Below are 16,251 nucleotides of genomic sequence, written 5' to 3' on the forward strand. Positions count from 1 at the left end.
GCTTCGATGACCAACGACCTGCTTGCCGCCGCCCGCGCCCGCGCCTCTGCCCCCGACTTCACGCGCGTGTTCGACGATCCGGTGGAAACCGAAGGCCCGCTGAGCGGCCTGACCGTCGCGGTCAAGGACCTGTTCGACGTTCGCGGATACCCGACCGGCGCGGGCACCGCCCCCGATCCTGCGCGCGCGCCTGCGCAAGACGACGCGGTCGCCGTGGCGCGGCTGCGGGCGGCGGGGGCGGGGCTGATCGGCCATGCCAACATGACCGAATACGCCTATAGCGGGCTGGGCCTGAACCCCCATCACGGCACGCCGCTGACCCCGCTGATCGAGGGCGCGATCGCGGGCGGCTCGACCTCGGGCGGGGCGTCGGCGGTGGCGCGCGGCGTGGCCGATATCGCGCTTGGGACCGACACGGGCGGATCGGCGCGCATTCCGGCGGCCTTCTGCGGGCTTTACGGGTTCAAGCCGACCGCGGACAGCATCTCGCGCAAGGGTGCCGTGCCGCTGTCGCATTCGCTGGACAGCGTGGGCGTGATGACCCGCGATCCGGCCCTGCTGCGCCCGGTGCTGAACGTGCTGCGCGACCGCCCGCTGGCCGCCGCCGACATCCCCGGCACCGTGATCGTGCCGCAGAATTTCGGGCTGGACGGCGTGGACCCGCAGATCACCGAGGCCTTCGAAGCCGCGCTGGAGGTCCTGGCCCAGGGCGGCATCACCATCCGCCGCCTGTCGATGCGCTTCTTCGACGATTACCGCGCCCTGCCCGTCTGGCAGTTCAGCGCGGTCGAGTCCCGCTGCCATCACGGCGCGGCCTTCGAAGGTCACCGCGACCGGCTGGACCCGCGCGTCGCCTCGCGCATGGCCCGCGCGGACGAGACCGATGCCCCGGGCTATGCCCGCACGCTGATCGCGCGCCAGGCGCTGGCGGACGAGGCCGCGCGCATCTTCGCGGATGCGCCCATCGTGCTGCCGACCGTCGCGACCCTGCCGCCGCAGCTGGCCGACCTGTCGGACGACGCGACCTATGACCGCGTGAACCTGCTGGCGCTGCGCAATACCAGCCTTGGGAACGTGATCGACGGCTGCTCGGTCAGCCTGCCGCTGACGGACCTGCCGGGCGCGGGGCTGATGATCACCGCGCCGCGCGGCCATGACGCCACGGTCCTCGGCATGGCCGAGGTGCTGGCCGACCAGCTGTGACGACGACGACGCGCCCCGCGATCCACGTGGCCCTGGGCGAACGGCTCTATGTCGTTCGCCACGTGACCGATGACGCGCTGGCGGGGATCAGCGACATCGCGGTGGATGGCGACCGGATCGTCGCGCTGCGCCGTCGCGTGCCCGAACTGCAGGTGATGGACCCGCGCGGATCGCTGCGGGACGAAGGCCACGACCTGCCGCAGATGGCCTGCGGTCACGGCTTGCGCCGCATCGCGCCGGGGCTGTTCGCGGCGGTGGACATGGACGGGCACAAGCTGCTGTTCCTCGATGCCGCGCTGAGCGAGATCGGGCGCATCCACTGCAACGAGCGGCCGGGCCTGGGCCGGCCCTTCAACCACCCCACCGATTGCGCGCGCGGGCCGGACGGGCGGTTCTATGTCACCGACGGCTATGGCAACAGCGCGGTCCATGTCTTCGCGCCCGATTTCCGCCACCTCCACAGCTTCGGCACGCCGGGCCGGGGGGCGGGGCAGTTCTCGACCCCGCACAGCGTCGTGGTGGACGGCCAGGGCCGCGTCTGCATCGCCGACCGCGAAAACGACCGCATCCAGCGCTTCGATGCGGACGGCGAATTCATCGACATGATCGAGGGGCTGCACCGCCCCATGGCACTGGCGCTGCTGGCGGACGGTACGCTGCTGGCGACGGACCAGACGCCGCGCCTGTCGGCCTTCGACCCCGATGGCCGCCTGACGGGGCGCTGCCGCACCTTCGCGACCTATGCCCATGGGATGGATGTCTGCGCCGATGGCACCATCGTCCTGGCCGAGATGGCGCCCGATCGCGTGACCTTTCTGAAACCGGTCGCCGAGTGAACTTGCAATCTGCGGATGCTTTGGTATACGACGGCATACCTCTAGCTTTCCCGGCAATGCCCGCAGGCCTTGCGAACGGGACAAGTGCCACTTGAAACGCATGACCTGGGCATCGCCATGAGCTTGTATACCGACTATCTGGACGAAATCGAAACCCGCAAGGCGCAGGGGCTGGGCCCCAAGCCGGTGGACGGCGCCGATCTTGCGCGCGAGATCATCGCCCAGATCAAGGATCGCGAAAACGAGCATCGTGCGGCATCGCTGAACTTCTTCATCTACAACACCCTGCCCGGCACGACCAGCGCCGCGCGCGAGAAGGCGTTCTTCCTCAAGGAGATCATCCTGGGCGAGGTCGAGGTCCCCGAGATCACCCCCGCCTTCGCCTTCGAGCTGCTGTCCCACATGAAGGGCGGCCCCTCGGTCGAGGTTCTGCTGGACCTGGCACTGGGTGACGACCAGGCGATCGCCAAGGACGCGGCCGAGGTGCTGAAGACGCAGGTCTTCCTATACGAGGCCGATACCGACCGCCTGGCCGCGGCCTTCAAGGCCGGCAACGAGATCGCGAAGGACATCCTCGTCAGCTATTCCGACGCCGAGTTCTTCACCAAGCTTCCCGAGATCGACGAGGAGATCAAGGTCGTCACCTATATCGCCGCGGAAGGCGACATCTCGACCGACCTTCTGTCGCCGGGCAACCAGGCGCATTCGCGTTCGGACCGCGAACTGCACGGCAAGTGCATGATCTCGGAACAGGCGCAGAAGGAAATCGAGGCGCTGAAGCTGCAGCACCCCGACAAGCGCGTCATGCTGATCGCCGAGAAGGGCACGATGGGCGTCGGCTCGTCGCGCATGTCGGGCGTGAACAACGTCGCGCTGTGGACCGGCAAGAAGGCCAGCCCCTACGTCCCCTACGTGAACTTCGCCCCGATCGTGGCGGGCACGAACGGCATCTCGCCCATCTTCCTGACGACCGTGGGCGTGACCGGCGGCATCGGGATCGACCTGAAGAACTGGGTCCGCAAGACCGGCCCGGACGGCAAGGCGATCCTGAACAATGACGGCAACCCCATCCTCGAGCAGAAATACTCGGTCGAGACGGGCACCGTGCTGACGATCAACACCAAGAAGCACAAGCTCTACAACGAGGATGGCAGCGAAGAGCTGACCGACCTCGCGGCCTCGTTCTCGCCGCAGAAGGTCGAGTTCATGAAGGCCGGCAGCTCCTATGCCATCGTCTTCGGCAAGCAGCTGCAGACCTTCGCCTGCGAGACCCTGGGCGTGCCGCTGAAATCGGCCTTCGCCCCCTCGAAGGAAGTGTCGATCGAAGGTCAGGGCCTGACCGCGGTGGAAAAGATCTTCAACGCCAATGCCGTCGGCACCACGCCGGGCAAGGTGCTGCATGCCGGTTCGGACGTGCGCGTTCAGGTGAACATCGTCGGCTCGCAGGACACCACCGGCCTGATGACCGCGCAGGAACTCGAGGCGATGGCCGCGACCGTCATCTCGCCCAAGGTCGATGGCGCGTACCAGTCGGGCTGCCATACCGCGTCGGTCTGGGACATGAAGGCGCAGGCCAACACGCCCCGCCTGATGAAGTTCATGCATGATTTCGGCCTGATCACCGCGCGCGATCCCAAGGGCGTCTATCACTCGATGACGGACGTGATCCACAAGGTGCTGAACGACATCACCGTGTCGGACTGGGACATCATCATCGGCGGCGACAGCCATACCCGCATGTCCAAGGGCGTCGCCTTCGGCGCGGATTCGGGCACCGTCGCGCTGGCGCTGGCCACGGGTGAGGCGACCATGCCGATCCCGGAATCGGTCAAGGTCACCTTCAAGGGCAAGATGGCCGACCACATGGACTTCCGCGACGTGGTCCACGCGACGCAGGCGCAGATGCTGGACCAGTTCGGCGACAACGTCTTCCAGGGCCGCATCATCGAGGTCCATATCGGGACGCTGCTGGCCGACCAGGCCTTCACCTTCACCGACTGGACCGCCGAGATGAAGGCCAAGGCCTCGATCTGCATTTCCGAGGACGAGACCCTGATCGAGTCGCTGGAGATCGCCAAGAGCCGCATCCAGATCATGATCGACAAGGGCATGGACAACGATGCGGGCGTCCTGGCGGGCCTCGTGGCGCGCGCCGACGCGCGCATCGCCCAGATCCGCTCGGGCGAGAAGCCCGCGCTGAAGCCCGACGAGAACGCGAAGTACTTCGCCGAGGTGGTCGTCGATCTGGACGCCATCAACGAACCGATGATCGCCGACCCCGATGTCGCGAACTCGGACGTGTCCAAGCGCTATACCCACGACACCATCCGTCCGATCTCGTATTACGGGGCCGAGAAGAAGGTGGACCTGGGCTTCGTCGGCTCGTGCATGGTCCACAAGGGCGACGTCAAGATTGTGGCGCAGATGCTGCGCAACCTTGAGAAAGCGCAGGGCCAGGTCTCGTTCAAGGCGCCGCTGGTCGTCGCCGCACCGACCTACAACATCATCGACGAGCTGAAGGCCGAAGGCGATTGGGAAGTGCTGCAGAAATACTCGGGCTTCGAGTTCGACGACAGCGCCCCCAAGCAGACCGCCCGCACCGAGTACGAGAACATCCTGTATCTGGAGCGTCCGGGCTGCAACCTGTGCATGGGCAACCAGGAAAAGGCCGGCAAGGGCGACACCGTGCTTGCGACCTCGACCCGCCTGTTCAAGGGCCGCGTGGTCGAGGATTCGGGCGAGAAGACCGGTGAATCTCTGCTGGCATCGACCCCGGTCGTCGTCCTGTCCGCGATCCTTGGCCGCACGCCCAATATCGAGGAATACAAGACCGCCGTCGAAGGGATCGACCTGACCAAGTTCGCCCCCCCGAAGGCCACCCCGCTGGACACGCTGTCGGTCCATTACTGATCCGACCCATCCGACAAGAAGGGCCCCGGCATCGCGCGATGCCGGGGCCTTTTCGTTGCGCGCGGCGGGCGCGGAATCTTTATGCAATCTTCCGTTTCAACCGCGCGTCCACGCTGTCATGAATGGTCCGGGGCGCATCCCCCGCATTCATCACGGCATTTCACGAGCATCCATGAGTTTCCGCTTCATCCACAGCTCCGACCTGCATCTGGGCAGGAAGTTCGCCAGCATCCCCCAGCCCGCCGACGGCAATATCAGGGGCCGCCTGATGGAGGCCCGCCACGCCGCCATCGCCGCCCTTGCCCGCGCCGCGCGGGATCACGGGGCAGCCCATGTCCTGCTGGCGGGCGACAGCTTCGACACGCCCACCCCCTCGCCCGCGATCGTCCGGCAGGCCGTCGCCGCGATGGCCGAGGCTGCGGACCTCACCTGGTGGCTGCTGCCCGGAAACCACGACAACCTGCGCGACGCCGAACCCTTGTGGGACACGGTCCGGCAGGCGGGGCATCCCAACATCGCCGTGCTGGACGCCGATCGCCCCGTCGCGCTCCGCCCGGGCGTCACGCTGCTGCCCTGCCCCGTCCGCTTCCGCGCCGGTGCCTCGGATCCGACCGAGGCGATGCAGCAGATGGAGGTCCCCGAGGGCGACATCCGCATCGGGCTGGCCCATGGCGGCGTGACCGATTTCACAGACAGCGGCGGTGCCATCGCCCCCGATCGCGACGGGCGCGCGCGGCTCGACTATCTGGCGCTTGGCGACTGGCACGGGCGGATGCGCGTGTCCGACCGCGTGCATTACTGCGGCTCGCCCGAACAGGACCGGTTCAAGCACGGCACGCCCGGCGTCTGCCTGGCCGTCACCATCGACGCCCCCGGCGCCGCGCCGCAGGTGTCCGAGATCCGCACGGGGCATTTCCACTGGACCGAGATCGCGCTGCAGGTGACCCCCGGCGCGGATGCCGTGGCGGCGCTGGCGCAGGCGCTGCCGCCCACGGGCCGGCGCGACACGTTGCTGCGGCTGCGCCTGTCGGGCCGCGCGCGGCTGGCGGGACGGGCCGAACTGATGGCGGCTGCCTGGGCCGCCGCCCCCGACTTCGCCCATTTCGAAATCCGCGCCGACGATCTGGCGACCGAACATGACGCAAGCGATCTGGACCTGATCGACCGCCCCGGCGGCGCGCTGCGCATCGCGGCCGAGGCGCTTGCCGCCGATCCCGACGACCGCATCGCCCGCGACGCGCTGGCGCGGCTCTACTCCTATGTGAAGGAGGGCGCGGAATGAGACTGCGGTCCATCGCCCTGACGAATGTGCGACAGTTCACCGGCACCGTCCGCATCGACGGTTTCCAGGACGGGCTGAACGTGCTGAGCGAACCGAACGAGTTCGGCAAGTCCACCCTGTTCGACGCGATCCACGCGGTCTTCTTCAAGGCCCATGGCAGCGCCGACAAGGAGATCAAGGCCCTGCGTCCCCATTCCGGCGGCGCCCCCGAGATCGCGGTCGAGATCGAGCTGCCCGACGGGCGCTTCACCATCACCAAGCGCTGGATGCAGAAGCCTGCCGCGACCGTCACCCGCGGCGGCACCATGATCGCCCAGTCCGACGCCGCCGAGGATTGGATCGCGCGGTGCCTTGGGCAGGATGCGGGCGGTCCGGCGGGGCTGATCTGGGTCCGGCAGGGCATGACGTCCCTGGTCGAGGCGGGCAAGGCCGAGAAGGCCGCCGGTCTGGAAGCGCGGCGCGACCTGCTGTCCTCGGTTGGCGAAGAGGTCGAGGCGATGACCGGGGGTCGGCGCATGGACGACGCGCTGCGCCGCTGCCGCGAGGAGCTGCGGCTTTATGCGACCGATACGGGACGCGTGAAGGCCAACGGCCCGTGGCGGGCCGCGCAGGATCGCGTCGCGGACCTGACGGTCGAGCGTGAGCGGCTGTCGCGGCTGGCCGACGACCTGCACGGCGCGCTGGCCCGCAGGCAGACCGCGAGGCGAGAGCTGGCGGAGCTGACCGACCCCGAGGCCGTCGCCGCCCGCGCGAAGCGGCTGGAGGTTGCGCAGGCCGAACATGCCGCCGCCGAACGCCACGCGGCCGAGATGGACCGCCTGGGCGGCATCCTGCGGACCGCGCGCCTGCAGGCGGATTCCGCGCAGCGGCGGCTGGCGGATCTGGACCGCGCCCGCGTCGAACAGCAGCAGTCGGCGCAGCTTCTGGCGGATGCCGACCTGTCGCTGGCCGATGCGCAGGCCGCCTATGCCGAGGCGCGGGACGCGCTGGATGCGGCGCAGGCCGAACTGGACGCCGCGACCGCCACCCTGCAGCGGACCGAGGCCGAACGCCAGCGGGCCGACCGCGCCCATGCCGCACGCCAATCCGCCGCCCTCCGCAAGGACCTGACGGACCGCATCGCGCTGGCCGAAGCCGCGCGGACCCAGCAGGAACAGGCCCGCGCCCGCATCGGCGGCGTCACCCAGGACCAGCTTGCCCGGATCGAGGATCTGTCGCTGCGCCTTGCCACCGCCGATGCCGCGCGGCGGGCCTCGGCCACGCAGATCACCGCAAGCTATTCCGGCGCGGCAAGGTTGCAGCTGGACGGCGCGCAGATCGAGGATGGCACCACGCTGCCCCTGTCGCGGGTTGCGACCATCGCGATGCCGGGCATCGGCCAGCTGACCATCCGCCCGGCCCAGGGCGGCGACGATCAGGCGCACGAGGACGCGGCCAAGGCGCTCCGCGACGCGCTGGCCGCGCTGGACGTGACCGATCTGGCCGCCGCGCGCGCAAGCGCTGCCGCAAGGGCGCAGGCGGAACGACAGCAGTTCGAGGCCGCCGCAAGGCTGGCGGGCATCGCGCCTGACGGCCTGGACGCGCTGCGCAGCCAGCTGGCCGCCCTGCCCGAGGATCGTGCCGACCCCGATGCGCCCGTGCCGACCGACGCCGCAGCCGCCCATGACGCGGCCCGCCAGGCCGAAACGCTGGCGCGCGCCACGCGCGATGCCCGCGCAGGTCGTCTGGCCGAACTGCGCGACACGCTCACCCGCGCGGAAATGCGGCAGGCCGAGATCCAGGGCCGCCTGACCCGTGCGACCGACAGTCTTGCGGGGTTCGAGGATGCGGACGCCATCGCCGGGGCCGCGCAGGATGCGAATGCAGCCCTTGCCCTTGCCCATGCCGAGCTGGAACGCGCAGGGACCGATGCGCCCGATCTTGCGGGATGCAAGGCGGCACTGACGCGCGCCCGCTCGGTCGACGAGGGCGCGCGCAGCCGGACCGAGCAGATCCGGGTCGAACTTGCGACGCTGGACGAACGCATCGACCATGCCTCGGGCGAGGCGGTCGAGGAACGGCTGACCGCCTGCCTCGAGGAACTGGACTTCGCCACCGGCGAATTGCAGCGGATCGACCACGAGGTCGCCGTGCTGCAACGCCTGGAAACCGCGCTGACGGCCGCCCGGACCGAGGCCCGCGAACGCTACTTCGAGCCGATCGCCCGCGAGCTGCGCCCCCTGCTCGCGCTGTTGTGGCCCGATGCCGACCTGTCCTGGTCCGAGGATTCCCTGCTGCCCGACGCGCTGATTCGCGACGGTCGGCCCGAGCCGCTGGACATCCTGTCGGGCGGCACGCAGGAACAGATCGCGCTGCTGGTGCGGCTGGCCTTCGCGCGGCTTCTGGGCAATGCGGGCCGCAGCGCACCGGTGATCCTGGACGATGCGCTGGTCTTTACCGACGACGAACGGATCGAGCGGATGTTCGACGCGCTTCACCGGCAGGCCGCCGACCTGCAGATCATCGTGCTGACCTGCAGGCAGCGCGCCTTCCGCGACCTCGGCGGTCAGAGCCTGCGGCTGATGGCCGAGGTGTGATGGATCAGCCCTGCGGGGTCATCGCGCGGCGCTGGCGGGTGCGTTGCAGCCCCAGCCTGCGTTCGCGCCAGATGATCAGCAGCCCCGCAAGGATCACCAGCGCGGTCCCCGACAGCACGATGGCGGTCGGGGCCTCGCCAAAGGCGAACCAGCCGATGACGATCGCCAGCACCATCGAGGTATAGTCGAAGGGCGCCACCAGCGACGCATCGGCAAAGCGATAGGCCGAGGTCAGCAGGATCTGGCCCAGCCCACCCAGAAGACCCATCGCGATCAGCAGCGCCAGCGTCTGCCCGTCCGGCATCACCCATCCGAAGGGCAGCGTGGTCAGGCTGAGCAGCGTCGAGGTGATCGAGAACCAGAAGACGATGGCCGATGTCCGCTCCTCCTCGACCAGCTTGCGCACGAAGATCTGCGCCAGCGCCGCGCAGCTTGCCCCGCCAAGCGTCACGACCGCGCCCAGCTGGCGCGCGGTGTCCGACACGCCGATATGCAGCTGCGGCGACAGCACGATCATCACCCCCGCAAGGCCAAGCCCCACCATCCCCAGCCGGAACAGCCGCACCTCCTCGTTCAGGAACATCGCCGCGAAGATCACCACCAAGAGCGGCGCGGCATAGCCGATGGCCGTCACCTCGGGGAAGGTCAGCAGCGACAGCGCCCAGAAGTTCAGCCCCATCGCCATGGTTCCCACGACCCCGCGATAGAAATGGCCCATCGGGCGGTGCGTGCGCAGGCCGACCGACAGCTCTCCTCGGGCGATCAGCCAGCCGAGGATGACGGGGATCGCGAAGAAGGACCGGAAGAAGACCTGCTCGCCCGCGGGGACCGCCATCTGCCCGCCCGAGGTAGCCTTCACCAGCGCGGCCATGCAGGTGAAGACGGCCACGCTGAGGCATTTCAGCGCGATGCCGCGAAGGGGGGAATCGTTCGGTGGCATGATGCGGGTCCTTTTGCAGGACCAAGGGCTAGCCTATTGCCGGGGCGGGGCAAAGCCCTGCGGCGGCGATTTCGCGGCATCGGCCCGCAGCAGCGCGCCAAGGGCCTGCGCTGCGTCCAACGCGCGGGCATCGTGCAGCGTCCAGCCCTGGGTCAGCCCCTCGACGATCAGCAGCAGCGCGACCTCGTGGCCCTGCAGGCCGGTGGCTGCGGCGATGCGCCCCGCAACCTCGGCCTTGTGGCGCTGCAGCAGGTTGCGCAGGGCGGCATCCTGCGGGGCGGCGGCGACGGCGGCGTGGAACAGGCAGCCATGCGAGGTCTCGTCCCGCATCCAGCCCGCGACACGGGCCAGCACCTCGTCCAGCGCGGCGGGACCGTCGGGCAGGTCGTCCAGCACCCGCGCCAGATAGCGGCGATGCCGGTTCTCCATCGCCGCATGCACCATGTCCTGCCGCGAGGGCACGTATTTGTAGAGCGTGCGCAGGCTGACCCCCGCCGCGTCGCGCAGGTCCTCCACACTGGGTTCGGCAAAGCCGCGCGCCGCGAAGCATGCTTCGAGCCCTGCGGCGATTCTGGTCATCGTCTCGTTCATGCTTGACGATGTAGAATGAACTCTCTACCTCGGCAAGTAGAAGGAACGTTTTACCGAAAGGATCCGAAATGACCCTGACGATGAAAGGCATGGTGCTGACCGGGCATGGCGGGCTGGACCGGCTGGAATGGCGCGAGGATCTGCCCGTGCCGCAACCCGCCCCCGGCGAGGTGCAGGTCCGCGTGCTGGCGGCGGCGGTGAACAATACCGACATCAACACGCGCACCGGCTGGTATTCCAAGGCCGTGCGCGGCGATACCGCATCGGGCGCGGCGGGCGGCTATGACGGGGATTCGGACGCCGATGGCGGCTGGAACGGCGCGCTGCAGTTTCCGCGCATCCAGGGCGCGGATTGCTGCGGGATCGTCAGCGCGGTCGGGGCGGGCGTCGATCCGGCCCGCATCGGGCAGCGCGTCCTGCTGCGCCCGATGTTTGCGCCCGCGGGCGACACCGGCGATCTGCCGCTGGCGACGATGGGGTCCGAGCGCGACGGCAGCTTTGCCGAATACACCACCGCCGAGGCGCGTCACGCCATTCCCGTCACCTCGGATCTGAGCGATGTCGAGCTGGCAAGCTTTCCCTGCGCCTTCTCGACCGCCGAGGGGATGATCCAGCGTGCGGGGCTGGGGGTCGAACGCGTGCTGATCACCGGCGCCTCGGGCGGTGTCGGGTCGGCAGCGATCCAGCTGGCCAAGCGGCGCGGGGCGCATGTCACCGCGATCAGCACCGCGTCCAAGGCCGATGCCCTGACCGCGCTTGGCGCGGACGAGGTGCTGGCCCGCGACGCCCCCCTGCCCGAGGCCCGCTTCGACGTGGCGCTGGACCTTGTCGGCGGCGCGGGATGGGAAGCCGTCGTGGCCGCGCTGCGCAAGGGCGGGCGCTATGTCACCTCGGGGGCCATCGCGGGGCCGATCGTGGAACTCGACCTGCGCACGCTGTACCTGCGGGACCTGACACTGATGGGCAGCACCTTCCAGCCCGAGAACGTGTTCACCGATCTGGTCCGCTATGTCGAGGCGGGCGAGATCCGGCCCGCCCTGGCGCGCACCTTCGCCCTGCGCGACCTGCGGGCCGCGCAGGAGGCGTTCCTGGCAAAGGACCATGTCGGCAAGATCGGCATCGCCGTCGCCGGGTGATCAGCCGCGCGGGATCGCCCCGTGATGCCCGATCACCTGCCCCGAGGTCGAGATGGCCGCACGGGCGGCGGCATCCGGGGCGGTGCCCTTCAGACGCTCGGCCAGGTAGCGGCCGTTGAAGCTGTCGCCCGCGCCGGTCGCATCGACGACGCTGGCCACGGGCGGCACCTCGATCTGGCTGTCCTTGCCGTCTGCGCGCAGGCGGGCGGGCTTCGGCCCGTCCTTCACCACGATCTCGGCCCGGGGATTTGCGCGGGCATAGCGTTCGACGGTCGCCGCCGGATCGGCATCGCCGAAATGCACCGCCTCGTCGTCGAAGCTGGGCAGAACGATGTCCGACAATGCTGCGGCACGCATGATGACGTCGCACATCACCTCGGCGCTTTCCCACAGGATCGGGCGGATGTTCGGGTCGAAGGCGACGCGGCAATCCTTGAGCGCGCCCAGCAGGCGTTCGCGCGCCGCGGGCGACAGGATCGCCAGCGTGATCCCCGACAGATAGACGAGGTCGCGACCCGCCATGACCTGCGACAAGTGGCCCGCATCCTCGGCCAGCATCCGCGCGGCGGAAGTCTCGCGCCAATAGGTGAAGTGCCGGTCGCCGTCGCGCTGTTCGATCATGTAAAGACCGGGGCGGCGTTCGGGAATGCGCAGCACGCCGGTCGTGTCGATATCGGCGGCGGCGAAGAAGTCCAGCATCCGGTCCGACATGCGGTCCGTCCCGACCGCGGTATAGAAGGCGACGGGCACGTCACCCAGATGCGCCTTGGCGTGCCAGGCGGTGTTCAGCGTGTCCCCGGCAAAGCCCCCCCGATAAAGATCGTCCTGACCGCCCGAAAGCTCGATCATGCATTCGCCGATACACAGTAGTCCGCTCAACTCGCTTGCTCCGTTTCCACGGCGACGCGCAGGGCGTCCGCCGATATCCTCCACTCGCGGTTTTCTGCCCCGAACGGGGCGCCGGGCGCAACCCGATGTTCCGCCCGGCGCAGTTTCATCGGGCGGCTGCCCTGTTGTGCCGGACCGATGCCCAGAAGGACAGCCCGATCAGCGCCGCGCCGCCAAGGCCGGTGATGACCTCGGGGATGTGCACCAGCGCCTGCGCATACATGATGACCGACAGCGCGATGATCGCCCAGAAGGCCCCGTGTTCGAGGTACCGGTATTCGGCCAGCGTCCCCTTCTCGACCAGCATGATGGTCATGGACCGCACATACATCGCGCCGATCCCCAGCCCGATGGCGATGATGAACAGGTTCTGCGACAGGGCGAAGGCGCCGATCACGCCGTCGAAGCTGAAGGACGCGTCCAGCACCTCGAGATACAGGAACGCGCCGACGCCGCCCTGCGCACCCGCCTTCAGCGTCTCCTGGCTGCGGTCCAGAAGGCCGCCCAGCACCTCGACCAGCAGGAAGGTCAGCAGGCCCCAGATGGCGGAATGCAGGAAGACCTCGCGTTCGACCGGACCCAGCAGGTGCGAGAAGCCCAGCATGACGACCAGCACGAAGGCGACCTCGATCCCGCGGACGGTGGCGTATTCCTGCATGCGCCGTTCCAGCCAGCGCACCCAGTGCACGTCCTTTTCATGGTCGAAGAAGAAGCTCAGCCCGACCATCATCAGGAAGGTGCCGCCGAAGGCCGCGATGGGCAGATGCGCGTCATGCATGATGCGCGCGTATTCCGCGGGCTGGCTGGCGGCCAGCACCAGCGCCTGCCACGGCCCGATGCCCGCCGCGATCACCACGATCAGCAGCGGAAAGATGATGCGCATCCCGAAGACCGCGATCAGGATGCCCCAGGTCAGGAAGCGGCGCTGCCATTCGGGGGTCATCGTCTTCAGCTTGTTCGCGTTGACGATGGCATTGTCGAAGGACAACGAGATTTCCAGCACGGCCAGCACCGTGCAGATGAAGAAGATGCCCGCCATCCCGCCGATGGTGCCGGTCATCTGCCAGCCCAGCACCGCGCCCATCGCCAGCCCGAGCGCCGTCACGATGAACGCCCACTTGAAATAGCCCGCCATGGCGCGGCCGGGGACGTCGATTGTTCCCTGTGTCATTTTCGGAAATTGTCCGTGCGGCGTGTCTCGTATCGGTGCCGACATCACGGAATGCGCCGCCACATCCGCCAGAGGGGCCCGGTCACCCAAGATGGGCCGCAGGGGACACTGCGACCTTTCGTCACTATGCCTGCGCGGGCCGCGTTCCGCAAGCTGGCCGCATCAGGTGACGATGCCGCTATGCTTCAGGATATCGATCTCGGCCTGGACTGCATCGGCAAAGGCGCGGGCCGCGATGCCGGGCGGGCGGTCGCGAGGGGCGAATTCCGCGATCTCCCAGGTGATGGCGGGGACTAGGCGGTGCGAGGTGACCTTGGCGGGGTCGATCAGCCGCAGCGCGACGGGATCGACGATGGCCACGCCCACGCCGCGCTCGACCAGGCTGACGATGCCGTGCAGCGTGCGCAGCTCGGCCGCGATGTCGCGATGGACGTCGATGGTCTGCATCATGTTGTCGATGCGCTGGCGCAGCGGGCTGCCCTGCGCCAGGTCGATGAACCATTCGTGGCGCAGGCGCGGCAGCGGGATCTCGGGCTGGTCGCCCTGGGGGTGCCCCTTGGGCAGGATGCAGCGCGCCTCGCAATCGGCCAGCGTCCGAGAGGTGCCGCCGAAGGCCTCGGCGTTCAGGGTGATCCCGAAGGCCAGGTCGCAGCGCCCCTCGCTGATCATGCGCAGCATCTCGGCCATGCCGACATCGACGATCTGGACGGTCACCTCGGGGTGGGTCACGCGGAAACGGCCAAGCGCGTCCAGAAGGAAGGTGTCGCAGAAGATCGGCTGCGCGGCGATCACCAGGTGCCCGACCTGCCCCGCGGCGATCGCATATGCCTCCTGTTCCAGCGACCGCAGGCCGGCAAGGTGACGCGCGACCGTGGGGTGGAAACGGAACGCCTCGGGCGTGGGGGACAGGCGGTTGCGCTTGCGCAGGAACAGCTCGAACCCAAGCTTTTCCTCCAGCGATATCAGCAACCTGCTGATCACGGGCTGGCTGCTGCCCAGATGTTCGGCGGCCAGCTTGACCCCGCCCAGCCGCATGAAGGCGTCGAAGGCTTCCAGTTCGCGGATCTTCATGGCGTTCCCTCGGTATGCACGTTTCGCATACTGATAGCGCGTTCTTGCCAGCTGCGGAATACTGTGGATGGTGGCCCCGTCCAACAAGATCCACACGGATCAATCAAGGCGAGGTAGCCCCATGAAGAAGATTCTCGGATCCGTCGCACTGGCCGCGATGGCAACCGCAAGCCCCGTATTCGCCGACACCTATCCCGATCAGGCGGTCACGCTGGTCGTGCCCTATGGCCCCGGCGGCGCATCCGACCTTGCCGGTCGCGCCCTGGCCGAGGTCGCGCCGGAATATCTGGGCCAGCCGGTCACGGTGATGAACAAGCCGGGCGCTGGCGGCATGAACGGCGCGCGTTCCGTGACCGAGGCCGATGCCGACGGCTATACCCTGCTGCTGGCGCGGGTCGGCATGGCGCTGTCGCCTGCCGTCACGCCGGGCAACGCGGTGCCGCACGACGCCTATACCTTCCTCGGCGCGCTCGAGGCCACGCCGATGATCCTGGCGGTGCGCGCCGACGCCCCCTATGACAGCGTGGACGACCTGATCGCGGCCATTCGCGACAGCAACGGCGCGATGACCTATGCCGCGTCGGGCGCGACGGCGATCGACGGCTTTACCACGCAGGCCCTGCTGGCCGACAGCGATCTCGACCCGCTGACCGCCGCGACGCTGGTCCCCTACAAGGGCGGCGGCGCGCTGGCGACGGCGCTGCTGGGCGGCCATGTCGATTTCGTGGCGATGGCCGCGGGGTCGCTGATGCCGCATATCGCCAGCGGCGACATGAAGCCGCTGATGGTCTTCGCCCCGCAGCGCATGGACGCCCTGCCCGAGGTCGCCACCGCGTCCGAGCTGGGCTTCGAGAAGGCAGGCCAGATCGCGGGCTGGAGCGCGCTCTACGGCCCCAAGGACCTGCCCGCCGAGGTGATCGAGACATGGGACGGCGTGCTGGGCCAGGTCGCCCAGAACGATCAGTGGCAGGAACTGGCGGACCGTCGCGGCTCGATCTCGACCATCGGCACCGTCGAGATGGCGGATTACGCCCAGTCGCAATACGACCTGTTCCACGACATGGCCGTCGAATTCGGCTACCTGCCCCAGTAAGGCAACCGCGCGCGGCCCTGCAGGGGGCCGCGCCGCAGTCCACATCCCGTCCAGAGGCATCCCATGTCCAAGCCCGTCCTGCGGGGGCTGCTGATCACTGCCTTCTTCGCGGTGACAGCCGCTCTGCTGATCCCCATCCACGTCCCCCGCCCGGCCTTCATCCCCGGCTTCGCGCCCCCGCCCGACATGTGGCCGCGCACCGTCGCCATCGCGGGCGCGGTCCTGGGCCTTCTGGTCCTGGCCGCGGCACTTTTGCGCCGCGCGCCCCCCGAGCCGGTCGATCACGACGGCAGCAGCCCCCTTCGCATGGCGATGCGGCTGGCAGGCGTCGTCGCGGCCTTCGCGGCGTTTCTGGCGCTGGTGCCGGTCGCGGGCTTTGTCGTGGCAGGCATGGCCCTGACGCTGGCGATGATCCTGATGACCGGCGAACGCGGCCGCCATGTCTGGATCGCGCTTCTGGCGATCGGCGGGCCGGTGGCGCTGGCGATCTTCTTCCACTCGGCCCTGGGAACGCAGTTCCCGCAGGGCCTGTTCAAGCCCTTCGGCTTCTGAAG

At 68.8% G+C, this 16,251-nt stretch carries 13 protein-coding genes; 8 read left to right on the forward strand and 5 right to left on the reverse strand.

The features are described from left to right. Positions 1–6: 6 nt before the first annotated feature. From F804_RS0102445 to F804_RS0102465, 5 genes are all read left to right on the forward strand, one after another. Positions 7–1,203 (forward strand): amidase family protein, encoded by a 1,197-nt coding sequence (locus F804_RS0102445; protein WP_022706157.1) that lies wholly within the window; start codon positions 7–9, stop codon positions 1,201–1,203. Further along, the gene (locus F804_RS0102450; RefSeq protein WP_022706158.1) at positions 1,200–2,039 is read left to right on the forward strand and encodes a 6-bladed beta-propeller; all 840 of its coding nucleotides are present in this window, start codon (positions 1,200–1,202) and stop codon (positions 2,037–2,039) included. The genes F804_RS0102445 and F804_RS0102450 overlap by 4 nt, the downstream gene beginning before the upstream one ends. A 117-nt stretch (positions 2,040–2,156) precedes the next feature. Then, positions 2,157–4,949, forward strand: coding sequence for a bifunctional aconitate hydratase 2/2-methylisocitrate dehydratase (locus F804_RS0102455; RefSeq protein ID WP_022706159.1), 2,793 nt, complete (start codon positions 2,157–2,159; stop codon positions 4,947–4,949). A gap of 172 nt (positions 4,950–5,121) precedes the next feature. Continuing rightward, on the forward strand, positions 5,122–6,231 hold the full coding sequence (locus F804_RS0102460; protein WP_022706160.1) for a metallophosphoesterase family protein: 1,110 nt from the start codon (positions 5,122–5,124) through the stop codon (positions 6,229–6,231). Continuing rightward, complete coding sequence (locus tag F804_RS0102465; protein ID WP_022706161.1) at positions 6,228–8,807, forward strand: AAA family ATPase; 2,580 nt, start codon at positions 6,228–6,230, stop codon at positions 8,805–8,807. Before F804_RS0102460 ends, F804_RS0102465 begins: the two co-directional genes overlap by 4 nt. Before the next feature lie 4 nt (positions 8,808–8,811). Here F804_RS0102465 and F804_RS0102470 read toward each other — a convergent pair whose 3' ends face one another. Further along, the gene (locus F804_RS0102470; RefSeq protein ID WP_022706162.1) at positions 8,812–9,747 is read right to left on the reverse strand and encodes a DMT family transporter; all 936 of its coding nucleotides are present in this window, start codon (positions 9,745–9,747) and stop codon (positions 8,812–8,814) included. Between the two features lie 33 nt (positions 9,748–9,780). Further along, positions 9,781–10,326 carry a TetR/AcrR family transcriptional regulator gene (locus F804_RS15410; protein WP_245540298.1) on the reverse strand — a complete coding sequence of 182 codons (546 nt, stop codon included), beginning with the start codon at positions 10,324–10,326 and terminating at the stop codon, positions 9,781–9,783. Between the two features lie 80 nt (positions 10,327–10,406). Between F804_RS15410 and F804_RS0102480 the strand changes: the two genes are divergently transcribed. Beyond that, the gene (locus tag F804_RS0102480; protein ID WP_022706164.1) at positions 10,407–11,474 is read left to right on the forward strand and encodes an alcohol dehydrogenase family protein; all 1,068 of its coding nucleotides are present in this window, start codon (positions 10,407–10,409) and stop codon (positions 11,472–11,474) included. Here the strand turns inward: F804_RS0102480 and F804_RS0102485 are convergent, their stop codons facing one another. The 3 genes from F804_RS0102485 to F804_RS0102495 all read right to left on the reverse strand — a co-directional run bounded on the left by F804_RS0102485 (position 11,475) and on the right by F804_RS0102495 (position 14,604). Continuing rightward, a complete protein-coding gene (locus tag F804_RS0102485) occupies positions 11,475–12,407 on the reverse strand; it encodes a sugar kinase (protein WP_281166803.1) in 933 nt (310 codons plus the stop codon). A gap of 61 nt (positions 12,408–12,468) precedes the next feature. Continuing rightward, on the reverse strand, positions 12,469–13,533 hold the full coding sequence (locus F804_RS0102490; protein ID WP_245540300.1) for a DUF475 domain-containing protein: 1,065 nt from the start codon (positions 13,531–13,533) through the stop codon (positions 12,469–12,471). 162 nt (positions 13,534–13,695) lie between these two features. Continuing rightward, on the reverse strand, positions 13,696–14,604 hold the full coding sequence (locus F804_RS0102495; protein WP_022706167.1) for a LysR family transcriptional regulator: 909 nt from the start codon (positions 14,602–14,604) through the stop codon (positions 13,696–13,698). Positions 14,605–14,725: 121 nt separating this feature from the next. On the opposite strand from F804_RS0102495, the gene F804_RS0102500 reads away from it, so the two are divergent. Together F804_RS0102500 and F804_RS0102505 are read left to right on the forward strand one after the other, a co-directional pair. Then, a complete protein-coding gene (locus F804_RS0102500; RefSeq protein ID WP_022706168.1) occupies positions 14,726–15,697 on the forward strand; it encodes a Bug family tripartite tricarboxylate transporter substrate binding protein in 972 nt (323 codons plus the stop codon). Positions 15,698–15,760: 63 nt separating this feature from the next. Continuing rightward, positions 15,761–16,249: a tripartite tricarboxylate transporter TctB family protein gene (locus F804_RS0102505; protein ID WP_022706169.1), complete on the forward strand. Its 489-nt coding sequence runs from the start codon at positions 15,761–15,763 to the stop codon at positions 16,247–16,249. Positions 16,250–16,251: the final 2 nt, after the last annotated feature.

Origin of the sequence: Paracoccus zeaxanthinifaciens ATCC 21588 (assembly GCF_000420145.1) — a bacterium.
Classification (GTDB): Bacteria; Pseudomonadota; Alphaproteobacteria; order Rhodobacterales; family Rhodobacteraceae; genus Paracoccus; species Paracoccus zeaxanthinifaciens.

Bases quoted from the DNA above. Each gene is read 5' to 3' on its own strand.
- F804_RS0102505 (WP_022706169.1), top strand. From the start codon at position 15,761: ATGTCCAAGCCCGTCCTGCGGGGGCTGCTGATCACTGCCTTCTTCGCG.
- F804_RS0102490 (WP_245540300.1), bottom strand. From the start codon at position 13,533: ATGACACAGGGAACAATCGACGTCCCCGGCCGCGCCATGGCGGGCTAT.
- F804_RS0102495 (WP_022706167.1), bottom strand. From the start codon at position 14,604: ATGAAGATCCGCGAACTGGAAGCCTTCGACGCCTTCATGCGGCTGGGC.
- F804_RS15410 (WP_245540298.1), bottom strand. From the start codon at position 10,326: ATGACCAGAATCGCCGCAGGGCTCGAAGCATGCTTCGCGGCGCGCGGC.
- F804_RS0102455 (WP_022706159.1), top strand. From the start codon at position 2,157: ATGAGCTTGTATACCGACTATCTGGACGAAATCGAAACCCGCAAGGCG.
- F804_RS0102500 (WP_022706168.1), top strand. From the start codon at position 14,726: ATGAAGAAGATTCTCGGATCCGTCGCACTGGCCGCGATGGCAACCGCA.
- F804_RS0102480 (WP_022706164.1), top strand. From the start codon at position 10,407: ATGACCCTGACGATGAAAGGCATGGTGCTGACCGGGCATGGCGGGCTG.
- F804_RS0102460 (WP_022706160.1), top strand. From the start codon at position 5,122: ATGAGTTTCCGCTTCATCCACAGCTCCGACCTGCATCTGGGCAGGAAG.
- F804_RS0102465 (WP_022706161.1), top strand. From the start codon at position 6,228: ATGAGACTGCGGTCCATCGCCCTGACGAATGTGCGACAGTTCACCGGC.
- F804_RS0102470 (WP_022706162.1), bottom strand. From the start codon at position 9,747: ATGCCACCGAACGATTCCCCCCTTCGCGGCATCGCGCTGAAATGCCTC.
- F804_RS0102445 (WP_022706157.1), top strand. From the start codon at position 7: ATGACCAACGACCTGCTTGCCGCCGCCCGCGCCCGCGCCTCTGCCCCC.